This window comes from Pseudoxanthomonas japonensis (assembly GCF_010093445.1).
Classification (GTDB): Bacteria; Pseudomonadota; Gammaproteobacteria; order Xanthomonadales; family Xanthomonadaceae; genus Pseudoxanthomonas_A; species Pseudoxanthomonas_A japonensis.
This window is the reverse complement of sequence record NZ_PDWW01000013.1, coordinates 76,195-91,229: the sequence shown is the minus strand read 5'-3', so window position 1 is coordinate 91,229 and position 15,035 is coordinate 76,195. Positions and strand designations below refer to the sequence as shown.

The 15,035-nt window shown below is 62.7% G+C and carries 16 protein-coding genes; 5 read left to right on the top strand and 11 right to left on the bottom strand.

The annotated features are described in order from the left end of the window. Nucleotides 1-5: 5 nt before the first annotated feature. Nucleotides 6-302: a type II toxin-antitoxin system RelE/ParE family toxin gene (locus CSC78_RS10690; protein ID WP_162337864.1), complete on the bottom strand. Its 297-nt coding sequence runs from the start codon at nt 300-302 to the stop codon at nt 6-8. 192 nt (nt 303-494) lie between these two features. Between CSC78_RS10690 and CSC78_RS10685 the strand changes: the two genes are divergently transcribed. From CSC78_RS10685 to arsH, 4 genes are read left to right on the top strand one after another with little or no spacing between them, the layout of a single operon-like run. Next, nucleotides 495-815 (top strand): ArsR/SmtB family transcription factor, encoded by a 321-nt coding sequence (locus CSC78_RS10685; protein WP_162337863.1) that lies wholly within the window; start codon nt 495-497, stop codon nt 813-815. A 20-nt stretch (nt 816-835) separates the two neighbouring features. Next, nucleotides 836-1,339 (top strand): arsenate reductase ArsC, encoded by a 504-nt coding sequence (locus CSC78_RS10680; protein ID WP_162337862.1) that lies wholly within the window; start codon nt 836-838, stop codon nt 1,337-1,339. Continuing rightward, complete coding sequence (locus CSC78_RS10675; protein WP_162337861.1) at nt 1,336-1,983, top strand: aquaporin; 648 nt, start codon at nt 1,336-1,338, stop codon at nt 1,981-1,983. Before CSC78_RS10680 ends, CSC78_RS10675 begins: the two co-directional genes overlap by 4 nt. Next, nucleotides 1,976-2,695 (top strand): arsenical resistance protein ArsH, encoded by a 720-nt coding sequence (gene arsH / locus CSC78_RS10670; protein WP_162337860.1) that lies wholly within the window; start codon nt 1,976-1,978, stop codon nt 2,693-2,695. The genes CSC78_RS10675 and arsH overlap by 8 nt, the downstream gene beginning before the upstream one ends. Before the next feature lie 78 nt (nt 2,696-2,773). Here the strand turns inward: arsH and CSC78_RS10665 are convergent, their stop codons facing one another. Continuing rightward, nucleotides 2,774-3,181, bottom strand: a complete 408-nt coding sequence (locus CSC78_RS10665; RefSeq protein WP_162337859.1) for a MerR family transcriptional regulator — start codon at nt 3,179-3,181, stop codon at nt 2,774-2,776. Between the two features lie 100 nt (nt 3,182-3,281). Here CSC78_RS10665 and CSC78_RS10660 point away from each other — a divergent pair, with 100 nt between their 5' ends. Then, the gene (locus CSC78_RS10660; protein WP_162337858.1) at nt 3,282-3,920 is read left to right on the top strand and encodes a cation transporter; all 639 of its coding nucleotides are present in this window, start codon (nt 3,282-3,284) and stop codon (nt 3,918-3,920) included. Here CSC78_RS10660 and CSC78_RS10655 read toward each other — a convergent pair. The 9 genes from CSC78_RS10655 to CSC78_RS10615 all read right to left on the bottom strand — a co-directional run bounded on the left by CSC78_RS10655 (nt 3,917) and on the right by CSC78_RS10615 (nt 15,029). Continuing rightward, nucleotides 3,917-4,291, bottom strand: coding sequence for a lipid-A-disaccharide synthase N-terminal domain-containing protein (locus tag CSC78_RS10655; RefSeq protein ID WP_162337857.1), 375 nt, complete (start codon nt 4,289-4,291; stop codon nt 3,917-3,919). The two genes, CSC78_RS10660 and CSC78_RS10655, sit on opposite strands and share 4 nt — an antisense overlap. After that, nucleotides 4,288-5,022: a glycosyltransferase family 2 protein gene (locus tag CSC78_RS10650; RefSeq protein ID WP_162337877.1), complete on the bottom strand. Its 735-nt coding sequence runs from the start codon at nt 5,020-5,022 to the stop codon at nt 4,288-4,290. Before CSC78_RS10650 ends, CSC78_RS10655 begins: the two co-directional genes overlap by 4 nt. A 68-nt stretch (nt 5,023-5,090) precedes the next feature. Then, nucleotides 5,091-6,794, bottom strand: a complete 1,704-nt coding sequence (locus CSC78_RS10645) for an ArnT family glycosyltransferase (RefSeq protein ID WP_162337856.1) — start codon at nt 6,792-6,794, stop codon at nt 5,091-5,093. 63 nt (nt 6,795-6,857) lie between these two features. Then, nucleotides 6,858-7,598, bottom strand: a complete 741-nt coding sequence (locus CSC78_RS10640; protein ID WP_162337855.1) for a hypothetical protein — start codon at nt 7,596-7,598, stop codon at nt 6,858-6,860. 22 nt (nt 7,599-7,620) lie between these two features. Next, a complete protein-coding gene (locus CSC78_RS10635; protein WP_162337854.1) occupies nt 7,621-7,992 on the bottom strand; it encodes a diacylglycerol kinase in 372 nt (123 codons plus the stop codon). 111 nt (nt 7,993-8,103) lie between these two features. Then, nucleotides 8,104-9,822, bottom strand: coding sequence for a phosphoethanolamine transferase (locus tag CSC78_RS10630; protein ID WP_162337853.1), 1,719 nt, complete (start codon nt 9,820-9,822; stop codon nt 8,104-8,106). After that, entirely contained in the window at nt 9,815-10,711 is an 897-nt protein-coding gene (locus tag CSC78_RS10625) for a cation diffusion facilitator family transporter (RefSeq protein WP_162337852.1), read from the bottom strand. Before CSC78_RS10625 ends, CSC78_RS10630 begins: the two co-directional genes overlap by 8 nt. A gap of 81 nt (nt 10,712-10,792) precedes the next feature. Further along, complete coding sequence (locus CSC78_RS10620; protein ID WP_162337851.1) at nt 10,793-13,981, bottom strand: efflux RND transporter permease subunit; 3,189 nt, start codon at nt 13,979-13,981, stop codon at nt 10,793-10,795. Nucleotides 13,982-13,991: 10 nt separating this feature from the next. Continuing rightward, nucleotides 13,992-15,029, bottom strand: a complete 1,038-nt coding sequence (locus CSC78_RS10615) for an efflux RND transporter periplasmic adaptor subunit (RefSeq protein WP_162337850.1) — start codon at nt 15,027-15,029, stop codon at nt 13,992-13,994. Nucleotides 15,030-15,035 lie beyond the last annotated feature (6 nt).

Below are 15,035 nucleotides of genomic sequence, written 5' to 3'. Positions count from 1 at the left end.
AAGGGTTAGTGGTAATCGGCGATGGAGATGACGACGACTGTCTTGCCATCCTCGTTTTGACGAAGGCGCAGAAGTAGCCGCCACTGGTCGTAGAGCCGCATCGAACTTTGACCGTCCAGGTTTCCTTTCAATTTTTCGTAGTGCAGGGACTTCATGGCGTAGAACGCGCGCTCGTCAGGCGCTGCGCGGATGAATTGCAGGCGTTTGCGGAACGCCTTGACGATGGCCGCGTCGAGCCCTGCGGTGTAAGCCGGGTCCGTTTCCAGCCTGCGCAGGGAGGCATCTTCAAAGTCCACGTCCATTTGCGCACCATACGCGCGGCGCTCGGTACTGTCAATGAGCGTATTACACTTAGTGTAATAGACGAATATTCCGACTGGGCACCAATGGCCGGACGTGTTGACCTGCCCGTATGAGGCCGAAAGTCGCCTCCAACGGTCATCGAGTTGAAAGATTCATTGACAATACTTCTTATATTCCGGAAATATAGAACTATGGATACGCTGAACGTTGTTCAGGCCCTTCGTGCGATCGCCCATGACCATCGCCTTGCCGCCTACCGCGCCCTTGTGCAGGCCGGCCCTAGCGGAATGGCCGTTGGTGAACTGCGCGATCAACTTGACCTGCCGCCAGCAACGCTCACCGCGCACCTGAACCAGTTACGTGCGGCGGGGCTGGTCACTGACCAGCGTGAAGGAAGGGTCATCCGGATACGTGCCGACTACGACCGCATGAGCGCTCTCATCGGCTTTCTGACAGAGAACTGCTGCGGCGGGACGCCCTGTGCACCAGTCGCCATAAAGAAGCTCTGTTAATCCTCATCTAAGAGAATGACATGACCGAAAAAACCTACAACGTATTGTTCCTGTGCACCGGAAACTCGGCGCGCAGCATCATGGCCGAGGCGATACTCAACGTGTTGGGACATGGCAGGTTCAAGGCCTATAGTGCCGGCAGCCATCCAAGCGGCCATGTCCAGCCGATGGCGCGGGAGCTTGCCGAGGCCATCGGCTATGACGCCAGCCAGGTGCGCAGCAAGAACTGGGACGAGTTCGCCGTGGAAGGCGCACCCGAGATGGATATCGTCATCACGGTCTGCGACAACGCTGCGGGAGAAGCGTGCCCCATATGGCTGGGCCATCCTGCGCTCGCGCACTGGGGTGTGCCCGATCCGGTAGCCGCCACGGGCGATGAAGAAGACCGTCGTCGCGCCTATACCGCAGCGTTCGCCACACTGCGCCGTCGTATCGAGCTACTGCTATCCCTGCCGCTGCAAAGTCTCGACCGTCTGGCCGCACAGGCAAAGCTGGGCGAAATCGGACGCGTCGGCGCTGAATGATCCGCCAGCGTCTCCTTGCCGAGTTCTTGGCCACGGGCCTGCTGCTGGTGACGGTGGTGGGCTCCGGGATCATGGCCGAGCGCCTCTCCGACGGAAACGATGCCGTTGCCTTGCTGGCCAATACGCTGGCAACGGTCGGCGGCCTCTACGTCCTCATTGAGGTGTTTGGTTCGATCAGTGGCGCACACATGAATCCCGCGGTCAGCGCCGTCATGGCTGCGCGTGGCGAACTGCCCAAGGCCCTATTGCCGGCATATATCGTGTTCCAGCTCGCGGGCGCGGTGTGCGGCGCATGGTTGGCGAACGCCATGTTCGATCTTCCGATCCTGGAGCTCTCCACAAAGGTGCGGGCCGGCGCGGGCCAATGGCTGGGCGAGATCGTTGCAACAGCGGGTTTGCTGCTGGTGGTGCTGCGGGCACCCGCATCCCGGGTAGCCGTGATGGTGGCTGCATACATCGGTGCAGCCTATTGGTTCACTTCTTCGACCTCTTTCGCGAATCCTGCAGCAGCCTTCGGCCGCATGTTCAGTGACAGCTTCGCCGGCATTTCGCCTGGCGACGTACCCGCCTTCGTCGTGGCGCAGGTCATTGGGGCAGCCCTGGGCGCCACGATCCATAAGCTACTGGGAAAGCCTCATGTCTAGTCCTGGCGATCTGCCCAACATCTCGGCCGAGCTGTTCCATGTTCCCGAAGTTGACCGCCTATCCCCGACCGCACGTGCTACGCATGGCCCGCGGATTCTTCTGCTCTACGGATCGCTGAGGAAGAGGTCATACAGCAAGTTGCTCGCGCTGGAGGCGGCCCGACTACTGCAGGCGATGGGGGCCGAGACCCGGCTCTTCGATCCGACAGGCCTACCGCTTCCAGATGCAGAGCCCGACACGCATCCGAAGGTGCAGGCACTGCGAAAACTGGTTCAGTGGTCCGAAGGCATGGTCTGGAGCTCGCCCGAGCGACACGGCTCCATGAGCGGCATCATGAAAGCGCAGATCGATTGGATTCCGTTGTCTCAAGGCTCCGTACGACCAACCCAAGGAAAGACGCTGGCCGTCATGCAAGTCTCTGGCGGTTCGCAGTCATTCAATGCGGTGAACCAGCTCCGTGTACTTGGACGTTGGATGCGCATGATCACGATCCCCAATCAGTCCTCTGTCGCCAAGGCGTTCAACGAGTTCGACGAAGACGGGCGTATGAAGCCCTCCGCGTTCTACGACCGCGTCGTGGATGTCATGGAGGAGCTAATGAAATTCACGCTACTAACCCGGGATGCCTCGCCCTATCTGGTCGATCGCTATAGCGAACGGAAGGAAAGCGCGGAAGAGCTTGCCAAGCGGGTCAGCCTCCGCGCCATCTAGGTGTGGAAGTGGCCCGTCCATCTTTCTGGCCAGCTCCCTACGTCCGCTTCCGGTCGAGAGTAGAAATCCGCTACAAAGTCAGACTTTGGAACGTTGCATTGGCTGGCGTAGCGTCGAAAGAATCGTGCACTCGGCCCGCTGTCCCCCATGGCAGCTGACGATGACACGCTCAAGTTCATCGGCCATCCGGCGAAGATCGTCCTGGCGCGCACGAATATCGGTCAGATGTGTTCGCGCCAGGCGATCGACGTCCTCGCACGACATACGCTCATCGCTGGCCAATTGCAGCAGGCTGCGGATCTCCTCCAGGCTGAAGCCCAGATCCCGCCCCCGCGCGATGAACCGCAGGCGCTCGATATCGGCGCTCGTATATACCCGATAGCCACTGTCCGTTCGGGTGGGGTGGGGTAGCAGTCCAATCTTCTCGTAGTAGCGGATGGTCTCAAGGTGGCACCCGCTGGCCTCGGCAGCCTGACTGATCTTCATGGAAGGATCGCTTGACTCTGTAGTTACTACAGACTTTACGCTAGCCGAGCCCAGACTGTGATTTTCCGGTTACAGGAGTGGCCCCTCAACGGAGCGCGTGATGTCTGAATGCTGTGGCTGCGGCAAGGTAGTCGATGTAGCGGGTATGCAAGCCAAGCAGCGCAAGGTGCTGGTGATCGTGCTGCTGATCAACCTGGCGACCTTCGTCATGATGGCCCTCGCCGCGTGGCACTCCCACTCTTCGTCCCTGTTGTCCGGAAGCCTGGACAACCTCGGGGATGCGCTGACCTATGCGGTGAGCCTGGCGGTGGTGGGCGCATCGGCCCACCTGAAGGGCCGGGTGGCCCTGCTCAAAGGCTTCTTGATCCTGGGGGCCGCGATCGCGGTGGGCGTACAGATCGTCTGGCGCTTGGCCCATCCGGGTGTTCCGATCTTTGAGAGCATGGGGGTGGCCGCGTTGCTGAACTTGGCGGCCAATGCGGTCTGCCTGTGGTTGCTGACCCCCTATCGCGCCGGCGATATCAACATGGCTTCGGCGTGGGAGTGTTCGCGCAATGACATCTACGAGGGGGTTGCCGTTATCCTGGCCGCCGCGCTGGTGTGGGCCTTCGGCGCGGGTTGGCCCGATCTAGTGATTGCCGCAGCGTTGCTGGTTCTGTTCCTGCGCTCGGCGGTGCGCGTGTTGCGGGCCGCGTGGCGCGAAAGTCGGCCAAGCGCGCCGCCCCGTGTCACGATCTAGTGGTGGTGATCATCCTGGGACGAGGGCGAGGTAGGCTCGGCTGTGACGCTCCTGCCAGTGCCTCGGTGATGGTGTATATCCAGATATAGGCTGTAGCCGGCGGTGAAGGCCGGCAGCAGGTTCTGCACGACACCTACGGCGTCCTGCTTGGACGAGAACAGGAAGTAGCTCAGCGCCATCAGGCTACCGCACAAGCTCATGTACCAGAACAGGCGCGGGATCACCGGCCGGCCCGCGCGCTTGGACGCCACGAACTGGACCAACCATCGCACACCGAACAAGGCCGCGCCGGTCAGACCAATGAGCTTCCACGGCGTGGTGTGCAAACCCGTCCAGTTCAGCCACAGGATCTCCTGATCCATGACGCTCATAGCTTGGGACCGGCACTGAGCTCGCTGGTGGCGGTCACATGACTGCGCTGGATCAGCCAGGCCACACCTATCAGATCGCGGACGCCCACCAAAGCACGCCCCAGGTTGGTGTACTTGGACTGGCCCGATCCTCGCGGTCGGTGGGAGACCGGCACACTGAGCGTCTTCCAGCCGGCACGCTGCATCAGTGCCGGGAGGTAGCGATGCATGTGATCAAAGTACGGCAGATCCAGAAATGCAGCGCGGTCGAACAGCTTGATGCCACAGCCGGTATCGGGCGTGTCATCCCGCAGCAGCGATTGCCGAATGCCATTGGCCCAGCGCGAAGCCCATCGCTTGCTGGCCGTGTCCTTGCGCTCGGTACGCCAGCCGGCGAACAGGCGCACCTGCGTCGACGCCGCCTGTCGGGCCGCTAGCAGTTTGAGAATGTCGGCCGGATCGTTCTGGCCATCGCCATCGAGCGTAGCGATCCAAGGTGAGAACGCGTGTTTGACGCCATTGCGGATGGCGGTGCTTTGCCCGCTGCGTTGATGGTGCAGCAACACGCGCAGTTCTGGCACCTCGGCTTTGAGCCAGCCGAGCACCTCGCGCGTGTCATCCTCGGAGCGATCATCCACGCAGATGATGTCGAAAGCGATCTTGCCGCGCAGGTGGTGCACCACTTCCTGCACCAGAGGCCCGATGTTGCCGCGCTCGTTGAAGACGGGAATGACGACCGAGAGACTGGGCATCCGGGGCAGGGTCGGGCTATGCATGGCGAAGGACTCAGCAGTGAGGCGTGCGGGAAAGGGGAGAGAAATCAGTCTTCGCTGACGTCGGCCGACCATGTGGCCGGGACTTCGCAGTCCGGGATCCAGGCCGTACCCGGTGCCAGAATCCAGGCGCGTCGATTGGAGGCGCCGATGTCGATGACCTGCGTTGGATCCAGGCAAGGCCCGATGGCTTCCTTGCGCAGGAACAGCCACCGTCGCGTGGGGTTCTGCAGCAGCCAGGCGTGTGCCTGCTGCCACTGCTCCACCCAAGGCTTCTTAAACCCGAATTCGGTGACCGGCCGTTCGGCTTGGAGCAGGTGCTGTTCGCGCCAGCCGAGCATGGCCAGCTCCGCATCCAGATCGATAGTGGTCTCCACGCGCTGCATCAGCGCTTTGGCAGAACTGTCAGGACTGAGCGCCGGCATGAGCCCCACGCCATAGGTGATCCACAGCGAGGCGGTGACGGCCACCAGCGCTAACACCACGCGTCGGCGCGCGGCGGCCATCACAACCAGGCTCACGATGGTGAAGCCCAGCAGCCAGCCACTGACCTGCTTGACCGTGCTCATGTCCATGCCGCGTCCCTCGAGCAGGCCTTGCACGCGCTCAGGCGAGGCCGTCAGCAACCACAGGCCCAAGGCGCCCGCCAGGCTGACCACCAACGACAGGTACGACCACAACACCGCGCGTACGCCACGACGGCGCAGCAGGCCAGCTACCAGCGGCGATGCGGCGAGCGCCAGGGCAGGCAGCATCGGGAAGATGTAGACCTCGCGCTTGCCCGGACTGGCACTGAAGAAGACCAGCACCAGCAACGCCCAGCCGAGCAGCAGCGCGTAACGCGGGTCCACGCGACGCACACGCCGCCACCACGCCGGCAGCAACCACGGTGCGAGCAGCACGCCCGGCAGCCACAGCGTGAGCATGGTCTGCAGGTAGTACCAGACCGGTTTTACGTGGTGCCAGGCATTGGCGTAACGGGTGCCCGTCTGCTTGAACAGCATGTCCCGCGCGTAGGTGTGCAGGGCCGGATCCGAGGAGGCCGCCACCGTGGCCAGCATCGGTACCAGCCACACACCCGCACCCAGCACAAAACCCGCAATGCCGGCCAGCACATGCACCCCGCGGTGCGAAGGCAGCGCGTGGGGCGACTTCCACCGCACCCACAGCCAGGGCAGGAAAACCAACAACGGCAGAAAGCCCACGCCCTTGGTCACGGTGCCCAGGCCGGCGGCGAAGGTGCCCACCATCAGCAGCCACGGACTGGGCTTTTCCAGCAGGTAACGCACCAGCGCCCATAGCGAGAGCGTGGTCATGCCCACCAGCACCATGTCGATCTGCGCGCGCTTGGCCTGCAGCACGAACTGCAGGCAGACAAACAGGCCCCACACGGCGTAGTCGGCCGTGCGCTTGCCCCACAGGCGCCGGGCAAGATCGCCTGTCAGCCACAACGTCAGCAGCGCCGCCAGCAAGGAGGGCAGCAGGAACGCCACGTCCCAGTTGCGCACCAAGACATAACTGGCCGCCTGCAGCCACATGAAAGTGGGCGGCTTCTCGGCGTAGAGCTCAATACCTCGGTAGGGGAACAGCCATTGGCCGGTTTCCACCATGGTCTTGGCCGCCAGCACAAAGCGGGGCTCGTCCGCGGGCATCGGCTCGCGTAGCCCCAGGCCCGCCAACAGCGCCGTGATGACCAGCAGGATCAACAGCCAGGTTTGGCCGGGGGAGAGGTCGCTAAGGGAATGACGCATCGGCGTATCGCTCGTGCAAACAGATAAAAAGAACTCAAGGACTTCAGTGCGAGATCGCGCGCTCTAGAAGCGGCGTCGACGCTTTCGCCCGCCATGCGGCGGGGGCGGACCTTTGCGCAAACGCGACGACGGACTGTCGGGAGAGGACGGTCCGTTCTGGTGACCGGGGAAGGGATTGCCGAGGCTCTCGATCACCGGCGATGACAGGGCGCGTCCTTGCTCGATCGAGGATCTGAACTTGGCCGCCGACACAAAGGCCGCGATCGCGGCCAGGGCCGACGTCACCCCCAGCCACGGCGCGGCGCCCTGCATACCCGTACGGGTGGCCACGGCTGATTGCAAGACAGCCGTGATCGCGAACAGGGCGCCGTAAATCACGCTCAGCACGATGCCCGTGCGTCGCCGACGCACGGGCGTGGCCTGCAGGGGTCTGGCCATCAGCGCCGAGGCGATGGCGAGCGCGTAGAACGGCGCCCCCAAAGCGGCGACCACGGTGCCGGCGGTGCCCACGGATCGATAGGCGATGAGCAAGCCGAGCAACGTCACCGGGGTGGCCACCAGCAACTCACGCAGTCGTGGCCGCATCGCGGCAGCGAACTCGGACAGGTAGCGGCGATCGTCGCGCTTGAACGCCACCAGCAGATCCAGCGCGTGCAGGGTAACGACCACCCAGAACAGCGCCCCCGTCAGCACCACGGTGCTGCTGAGGAAGACGGTCAGGCCATCGGGGTGGGGAATCGACATCGCCGACTTCAGTCCCCAGCCCACAGCAATCACCAGTGCGGCTAACAGTACGTATGCCATATAACGCTCCAGAGGCGTCGCATCAGCTGGCCAAGAGGGCCAGCCATGTCAGCGCCGCCATGGCCAAAGTCAGGAAGACGGCGGCCGAGCCCATGTCCTTGGCGCGACCGGCCAGTTCGTGGTGTTCGGGGCCGTAGCGCTCGATCACCGCCTCGATGGCCGAGTTGAGAAGCTCCACGGGCAGCACCAGCAGGACGGAGATCGCCAGCAGGACGCGCTCCACACCGGTCTCACCCAGCAGCAGTCCCAGCGGTGCCATCACCAGGGCGATGACCACTTCAAGTCGGAAGGAGGATTCATGCAGCCACGCGGCGCGCAGTCCTTGGAAAGACCAGCGCGTGGCCATCATCAAACGTTTGGGACCACGCGGCAGGTGGCCATACGCATCAGCCATGGGACGTTCCTCGAGAAAGAGTGAATGCGTGCTTCGATCGCGATCTCGCGCGAAGCATTGGAAGGCCCGGCGATATGCGCCGGGCAGGGGTGGCAGTGCTGTGGGAAGGCCTCATGGCGAGGCTCCTGCCGTGGCCTGACATCCGGAGAACACGTCCAGCGTCGGCTCGTAGGCCTCGGTCTTGACCTGCATCAATCCCAGGACGGAATGGAACAGGTTGTCGTGACTGATCGGCTGGCCTGCCCGACTACGCACGCACGCGGTATTGACGCCTTTACCGCTGGCCATGCCTGGTGAAAGCCAGGCCACCATCGGCACCTTGATCTGGGTGTCCGGCGCAATGGAGTAGGGCAAGCCGTGCAGATAGACGTTGCCTTCGCCCAGCGACTCGCCGTGATCGGAGACATAGATCATCGCCGTGTCGTGCGTAGTGTCCTGCGATAGCATCTGGATCGTCTTGGACAGGAAGTCATCCGTTTCCAGGATGGCGTTGTCGTAGGCGTTGACGATCTCCTGCCGCGTGCAGCTGCCCAGATCCGAGGAACGACAGTCAGGCCGGAACTGACGTAAACCTTCCGGATATCGTTTGAAGTACGCCGGCCCATGGTTGCCCAGTTGGTGCAAGACCACCACCGTGTCGCCAGGATTGTCATCGATCACGTCGTGCAGACCCTGCAGCATCACCGCATCGCGGCAGGCCTGGTCATCGCACAGCGAGCTTTTCGGCGGCTTGCGGTAGGACTCAAAGGACAAGCCATCGCATACGCCTTTGCAACCTGTCTGATTGTCCCGCCACAACGTCTCAACGCCTGCTCGTTCCAGCACGTGCAGCAATGACTCGGAGCCCACGATGTTTTCGCGGTCGTAGTTACGCCGGCCAGCAAGAGAGAACATGCAGGGAACCGAGACTTCCGTGTTAGATCCACAGGCGGTCACATCGCTGAAATTGATGACGTTCAACTTCGCCAGCTGAGGCGTGGTCTGTCGCGCGTAGCCACTGAGTCCCCAGTTCTGCGCACGCACGGTTTCGCCGACCACAACCACGAGCAGATGCGGCTTGGTCGAGGATGCGTGCGCCCGCTGCCGGGCATCGGCCGCCACGACCTGGCGTGGCCCCTTCGGGCTTCTGGCCTCCTGGCTGAGCACGCGCGTGATGGACGCCAGATAGTTGCCCGGCGCGATCAGGTAGCGCAGCGCCTTGTCATTGCGCATCAACGAGGAGACGTCCTGGAAGGTGGCCATCACGCCCAAGCACGTGAGCAGCAGCATCGCGCCCAGGAACAGGATCCGGCGTAGCAGGGTCTGCTTGAGCGTGAAGCGTGGCAAGTGCACCAGCCACAACGCAGCCGCTGGCAGCACGCCCATCATAATGACCGTGCCCACCATGTCCCAGGTCAGCAGTTCACGCGCTTCAGCCAAATCTGTCCGGATCACATTACGGACCATGCTCGGATCCAGATAGACCGCATACGTACTGGCGAAGTAGGCCGCCGACGCTGTGGCGATCAGCAGCACCGCCAGCACGGGCCGGGCGATCCAGCGGTTTAGCACCAGACCAAACAACAACGCATGCAAGCCCACCAATGCGATCGACACGCCGATGACAAAGCGCAGTTCCCGCGCGCCGCTCAGGACACCCGACTCTTTGACACTGGCCCAGAAGGCGCCGTTTGCGGTGACCGCAAAGAAGATGGCAACCATCAGGATGACCAGCTCCAGGCTCACGGCAATGCGCCAACGCGGGCGGACTGCGCTTGCTGAACCTTGGGGCGATGTGTCTTGGAATCGGGCGAAAACCTTGCGGAAATTCGCTCGATTCCGGTCAGGCATGGCCCACCTCGCTTTTGCACGAAGTGCGTTCCACCTGCAATGTCACGTCGTGGATATCGAACTGCTGCTCGATCACCCGGGTGAGCTCGACTTGGATCGCCTCCGGATCGGGGACATCGGCAGCCAGCACGACGTGGGCCGTCAGCACGACCTGCCGCGTACCCAGCGACCAGACATGCAGGTCGTGGATTTCCTGCACGGCCGACATCTGAGTCAGCCGCGTGCGGATGGCCGCCACATCCATTCCTTCGGGTACGCCCTGCATCAGCACATGCCCGGCCTGGCGCAGCAGCGTCCAGGTGCGGGGCAACACCCATAGCCCGATCAGTACGGCAACGATCGGATCAACCAGCGTCCAGCCGGTGAGCTTGATCACGATGGCGCCGATGATCACGCCGACCGAGCCGAGCATGTCGCTCCACACTTCCAGGTAGGCACCCTTGACGTTCAGGCTGGTGCCGCTGCCGGCGCGGAGCAAGCGCATCGAGATCAGATTGACGATCAGGCCCAGCACCGCGATCACGAGCATCCCCGTGGAGGCCACGGCCGGCGGTTCCCGGAAACGACCGACCGCCTCCCACAGGATGTAGCCGGCGACCAAGAACAACAGGCCTCCATTGATGATCGCGCCGATGGCTTCCATGCGGCCATAGCCATAGGTGCGGCGGGCATCAGCCGGACGTCGACTCATACGCACCGCGATCAGCGACACGGTGAGGGCGATGACATCGGTCATCATGTGCGCTGCATCGGATAGCAGCGCCAAACTGTTTGTTACCAGACCGCCGATGATCTCGGCGATCAGGAACGTGGAGGTCAGGCCGAGCGCCCACCACAGGGGCTTCTCGTACCGGATCTCGGACGTTCCATGATCATGACCTGTGCTCATGCGTGTTCTCCTAGGAACAGATGCAAAAGAGCGGCTAGGAACGGGGGAGGGCGGCGGTGCGTACACCGCCGCCTTGCCCTGTCACGATTTCATGTGCGCGGGGGTACGGTTGAACCGGGTGTGGACCCATCGGTAGAAGACGGGCAGCACCACCAAGGTCAGCAACGTGGAGGAGATGATTCCACCAATGACCACGGTGGCCAGCGGTCGCTGCACTTCCGAACCCGCACCGACATTGAGCGCCATCGGGACAAAGCCGAGCGACGCGACCAATGCCGTCATCAGGACGGGGCGCAGACGTGTGAGCGCACCTTCCCGAATGGCTTCGGCCATGGGTTGCCCGCTCTCGCGCAAGCTTCGGATGAAGCTGATCATCACCAGGCCGTTGAGCACCGCCACACCGGACAGCGCGATAAAGCCCACGCCTGCTGAGATCGACAGCGGAATCCCGCGCAGTGCCAGCGCCAGTACGCCACCGGTCAAAGCCAGCGGGACCCCGCTGAAGACGATGAGCGCGTCCTTGGCCGAACCAAAGGCCATGAACAGCAAGGCGAAGATCAGCACCAGGGTCACCGGCACGACGATGGACAGACGCTTGCTGGCCGAGATCAACTGCTCGAAGCTGCCGCCGTACTCGATCCAGTACCCGGTGGGTACCGTGACCTGCTTGTCGATGGTCGACTGCAGTTCCGAGACGAAGCTGCCCAGGTCGCGATCGCGAACGTTGGCGGTCACGATGATGCGCCGCTTGCCGTTCTCACGGTTGATCTGGTTGGCGCCTTCGGAGATCTCTACGCGCGCCACTGAACTCAGCGGTACGATCTGCGCCTGAGCGGCGTTGGCCTGCGTACCCACGGATTCATCGGCTTGGTTGGCCGCGATGGCCGCCGTCAGTGAGATGGGCAACGCCGAGAGCGCAGTGGGATCCAGTCGCTGCTGTTCCGGCAAACGGACCACGATGTCAAAGCGTCGATCGCCCTCAAACAGCTGGCCGGCGACTTCACCACCAATAGCCGTGGCCACGTTGCGCTGCACGTCAGCCGGGTTCAGGCCATAGCGCGCCAAGGCATCCCGATCGGGCAGTACCGAGAGCATCGGCAGGCCAGCGGCTTGTTCCAGACGCACGTCCGCCGCACCCGGCACGGTCCGTGCCGCCGCTTCCAGCTTCTGGCCCACTGCCAACAATGTATCCAGGTCATCGCCGTACAGATTAATAGCCACGTCTGCACGCACGCCCGAGATCAGCTCGTTGGTGCGCATCTGGATCGGCTGGGTGAACTCGTAGTTGTTGCCGGGGATCTTCTTCATCTCTGCCTCAACTTCGGCGACCAGATCCGCCTTGAGCTTGCGCGGGTTAGGCCACTGATCACGCGGCTTGACCATCACGAAGGTGTCCGCCACTGAGGGCGGCATCGGGTCGGAGGCCACTTCTGCCGTACCGATCTTCGACCACACTCGCTCCACTTCCGGGAACTGCAGCAGGCGTTCTTCCACGATGCGCTGCATGCCCAAGGACTGGGTCATGCTGGTGCCGGGAATACGCATGGCCTGAAGCGCGAAGTCGCCCTCATCCAGGCTGGGAACAAACTCGCTACCCATGCGAGAGGCGAGCAGGCCACTGCCGACCAGCAGGGCGATCGCACCGACAGCCACCAGCTTGCCGCTACGCAGGCTCAGATCCAGCAAAGGCTCGTAGCGCCCGCGGAACCAGCGCATCAGCCAGTTCTCCTTCTCTTCGACCTTGCCTCCGAGCAACATCGCCACGGCAGCCGGTACGAAGGTCAGGGACAGGATCATCGCGCCCGTCAGCGCCAGCACCACGGTGATGGCCATCGGGTGGAACATCTTTCCTTCCACACCGGTCAGGGCAAAGATCGGCAGGTAGACGGCGGTGATGATGCCCAGACCGAACAAGCTAGGACGGATCACTTCGGCCGACGCACTCGAGGCCACTTCAAAGCGCTCTTCCAGCGTCATCTCACGTCCGAGTTCATGCTGACGCTCGCCAAAGCGACGCAGGCAGTTCTCGATGATGATGACGGCGCCATCGACGATCAGACCGAAGTCCAGTGCGCCCAGGCTCATCAGGTTGGCCGACACGCCACCGCGCGCCATACCGGTCAGGGTGAACAGCATCGATAGCGGAATCACCGCCGCCGTGATCAACGCCGCACGGAAGTTGCCCAGCAGCAGGAACAGGATGACGATGACCAGCAATGCGCCTTCGATCAGGTTCTTGGCGACCGTGGTAATTGTGCGATCCACCAACGAGGTACGGTCGTACACCGGGGTGGCAGTCACGCCTTTGGGCAGACTCTTGGCCGCCTCCTGAAGCTTGGCGGCTGCAGCTTGGGAAACGTCACGACTGTTGGAGCCCACCAGCATGACCACCGAACCGAGTACGACCTCGTGGCCGTTCTGGGTCGCCGCACCGGTACGCAGTTCTTCACCGTCAGCCACATTGGCCACATCGCGAACCCGAATCGGCACGCCATCACGACGGGTGACGACGATCTTCTGGATGGCGGGAATGTCCGAGACCTGGGCCGGCACGCGCACCAGGAACTGCTGGCCGTTACGTTCGATGTAGCCGGCGCCCACGTTCTGGTTGTTGGCCTGCAGGGCCGTGACCACATCTTCAAAGGTCAGGTCCAGCGAACGCAGCTTCGCAGGATCGGGCGTGACGTGAACCTCACGCTTGAAGCCGCCCATGGTGTTGACTTCGGTCACACCGGGAACATTGCGCAGCTGCGGACGAATCACCCAGTCCTGCAACGTACGCAGATCGGTGGCCGTGTAGGGCTGGCCATCGGGTTTGCGCGCCTTGGGATCGGCATCGATGGTGTAGGAGAAGATCTCGCCCATACCGGTGGCGATCGGACCCAGCGTAGGTTCGATACCTTCGGGCATTTGGGCCTTGACCTGCGCCACACGCTCGGAGACCTGCTGACGGGCAAAGTAAATGTCCGTCCCGTCCTTGAATACGACGGTGACCTGAGACAAGCCATAGCGGGAGATCGAGCGGAAGTACTCCATCTTCGGCAGACCGGCCATGGCCGTCTCGATGGGGAACGTAACGCGCTGCTCGGCTTCCAGCGGTGAGTAGCCGGCGGCCTCGGTGTTGATCTGAACCTGGACGTTGGTGATGTCGGGGGTGACATCGATAGGGATCTGACGGGCACTCCAGATGCCGATAGCGATCAAGGCCACCGTCAACGTCATGACCAGCCAGCGATGATTAATCGCGACTTTTATGATTTTCTCGAGCATGACGGTCTCCTTAGTGCGCGTGTGTCGCGCCGGACTTTTCGATGTCCGCCTTGACCAGGTAGCTCTGGGTCACCACGATGTCCTCGCCGGCCTTCACGCCGTCCAGCACGGCCACTTGCGTGGAGTCACGATCACCCAGCTTCACCGGCCGCGCCGTATAGGTATCGCCATCCCGCACGAACACCACGTCCATGCCATCCATGCTCTGGATGGCCGACTGCGGAATGACTACGCCCGCATCGCTGGTGGACATCGTGATTTGTGCTTTGACCGCCGTGCCTGGACGCCAGAAGCCATCCTCGTTGGGCAGCGCGGCGCGGGCGATCAGGCTCTGACTCGCCGTTGACGTGCTGGGCAGGACGCGTTCGATGGTCGTCGTAGCACTGACGTTGTCGTACAGGCGACTGACCGTGACGGCCACGCCCGGACGCAAGTACTGCGCATCGGCACCAAACACATGCAGGTCGACCCACACCTTGGACAGGTTGCCGATCTCAAACAGCGGCTGGCCTTCGGCGGCTACGCCACCGACACTGCCTTGTCGACTGAGGACAACGCCGCTGATCGGTGCGGTGATGGTGTAGGTGGTGAGGCTGAGATTGCTGTGCACCACGGCCAGCGCTTGGCCTTGACGCACGGTATCGCCCACATTGGCGCGCAGGGCACGCACTACACCGGGGTAGCGCGCGGTGACCTGGGCCACGCCGCCTTCCATGGGTGTCAGCACGCCTTGGACTTCCAATTCGTTCTTGATAGCCCCTTCGCTGACTTTGGCTACTTTCACGCCACTCTTGTCAGCTTCTTCCTGCGGGATCGTGGTCTTCTCGGCGCCTTCTTCTTCATGGCCGCCGGCCTCCTCACCGTGGTCAGCTTCCCCTTCCTCGTGTCCGGCTTCGCCTTCGGCGACGTGATCATCACCTTCAGCGCTGGCCTCTTTGGCAGGCGCCGTTTTCTCTTCCGTGGCGTCCTTGGAACCACCACAAGCGGCCAGCATCAGCACAGCGCCCAGCAGCAGCGTCGGAGCTGCAATCTTTGCAACGTTCTTCATTTGGAA

Bases quoted from the DNA above. Each gene is read 5' to 3' on its own strand.
- CSC78_RS10685 (WP_162337863.1), top strand. From the start codon at position 495: ATGGATACGCTGAACGTTGTTCAGGCCCTTCGTGCGATCGCCCATGAC.
- CSC78_RS10620 (WP_162337851.1), bottom strand. From the start codon at position 13,981: ATGCTCGAGAAAATCATAAAAGTCGCGATTAATCATCGCTGGCTGGTC.
- CSC78_RS10655 (WP_162337857.1), bottom strand. From the start codon at position 4,291: ATGAGCGTCATGGATCAGGAGATCCTGTGGCTGAACTGGACGGGTTTG.
- CSC78_RS10650 (WP_162337877.1), bottom strand. From the start codon at position 5,022: ATGCCCAGTCTCTCGGTCGTCATTCCCGTCTTCAACGAGCGCGGCAAC.
- CSC78_RS10690 (WP_162337864.1), bottom strand. From the start codon at position 302: ATGGACGTGGACTTTGAAGATGCCTCCCTGCGCAGGCTGGAAACGGAC.
- CSC78_RS10640 (WP_162337855.1), bottom strand. From the start codon at position 7,598: ATGGCATACGTACTGTTAGCCGCACTGGTGATTGCTGTGGGCTGGGGA.
- CSC78_RS10675 (WP_162337861.1), top strand. From the start codon at position 1,336: ATGATCCGCCAGCGTCTCCTTGCCGAGTTCTTGGCCACGGGCCTGCTG.
- CSC78_RS10645 (WP_162337856.1), bottom strand. From the start codon at position 6,794: ATGCGTCATTCCCTTAGCGACCTCTCCCCCGGCCAAACCTGGCTGTTG.
- CSC78_RS10625 (WP_162337852.1), bottom strand. From the start codon at position 10,711: ATGAGCACAGGTCATGATCATGGAACGTCCGAGATCCGGTACGAGAAG.
- CSC78_RS10630 (WP_162337853.1), bottom strand. From the start codon at position 9,822: ATGCCTGACCGGAATCGAGCGAATTTCCGCAAGGTTTTCGCCCGATTC.
- CSC78_RS10680 (WP_162337862.1), top strand. From the start codon at position 836: ATGACCGAAAAAACCTACAACGTATTGTTCCTGTGCACCGGAAACTCG.
- arsH (WP_162337860.1), top strand. From the start codon at position 1,976: ATGTCTAGTCCTGGCGATCTGCCCAACATCTCGGCCGAGCTGTTCCAT.
- CSC78_RS10665 (WP_162337859.1), bottom strand. From the start codon at position 3,181: ATGAAGATCAGTCAGGCTGCCGAGGCCAGCGGGTGCCACCTTGAGACC.
- CSC78_RS10615 (WP_162337850.1), bottom strand. From the start codon at position 15,029: ATGAAGAACGTTGCAAAGATTGCAGCTCCGACGCTGCTGCTGGGCGCT.
- CSC78_RS10660 (WP_162337858.1), top strand. From the start codon at position 3,282: ATGTCTGAATGCTGTGGCTGCGGCAAGGTAGTCGATGTAGCGGGTATG.
- CSC78_RS10635 (WP_162337854.1), bottom strand. From the start codon at position 7,992: ATGGCTGATGCGTATGGCCACCTGCCGCGTGGTCCCAAACGTTTGATG.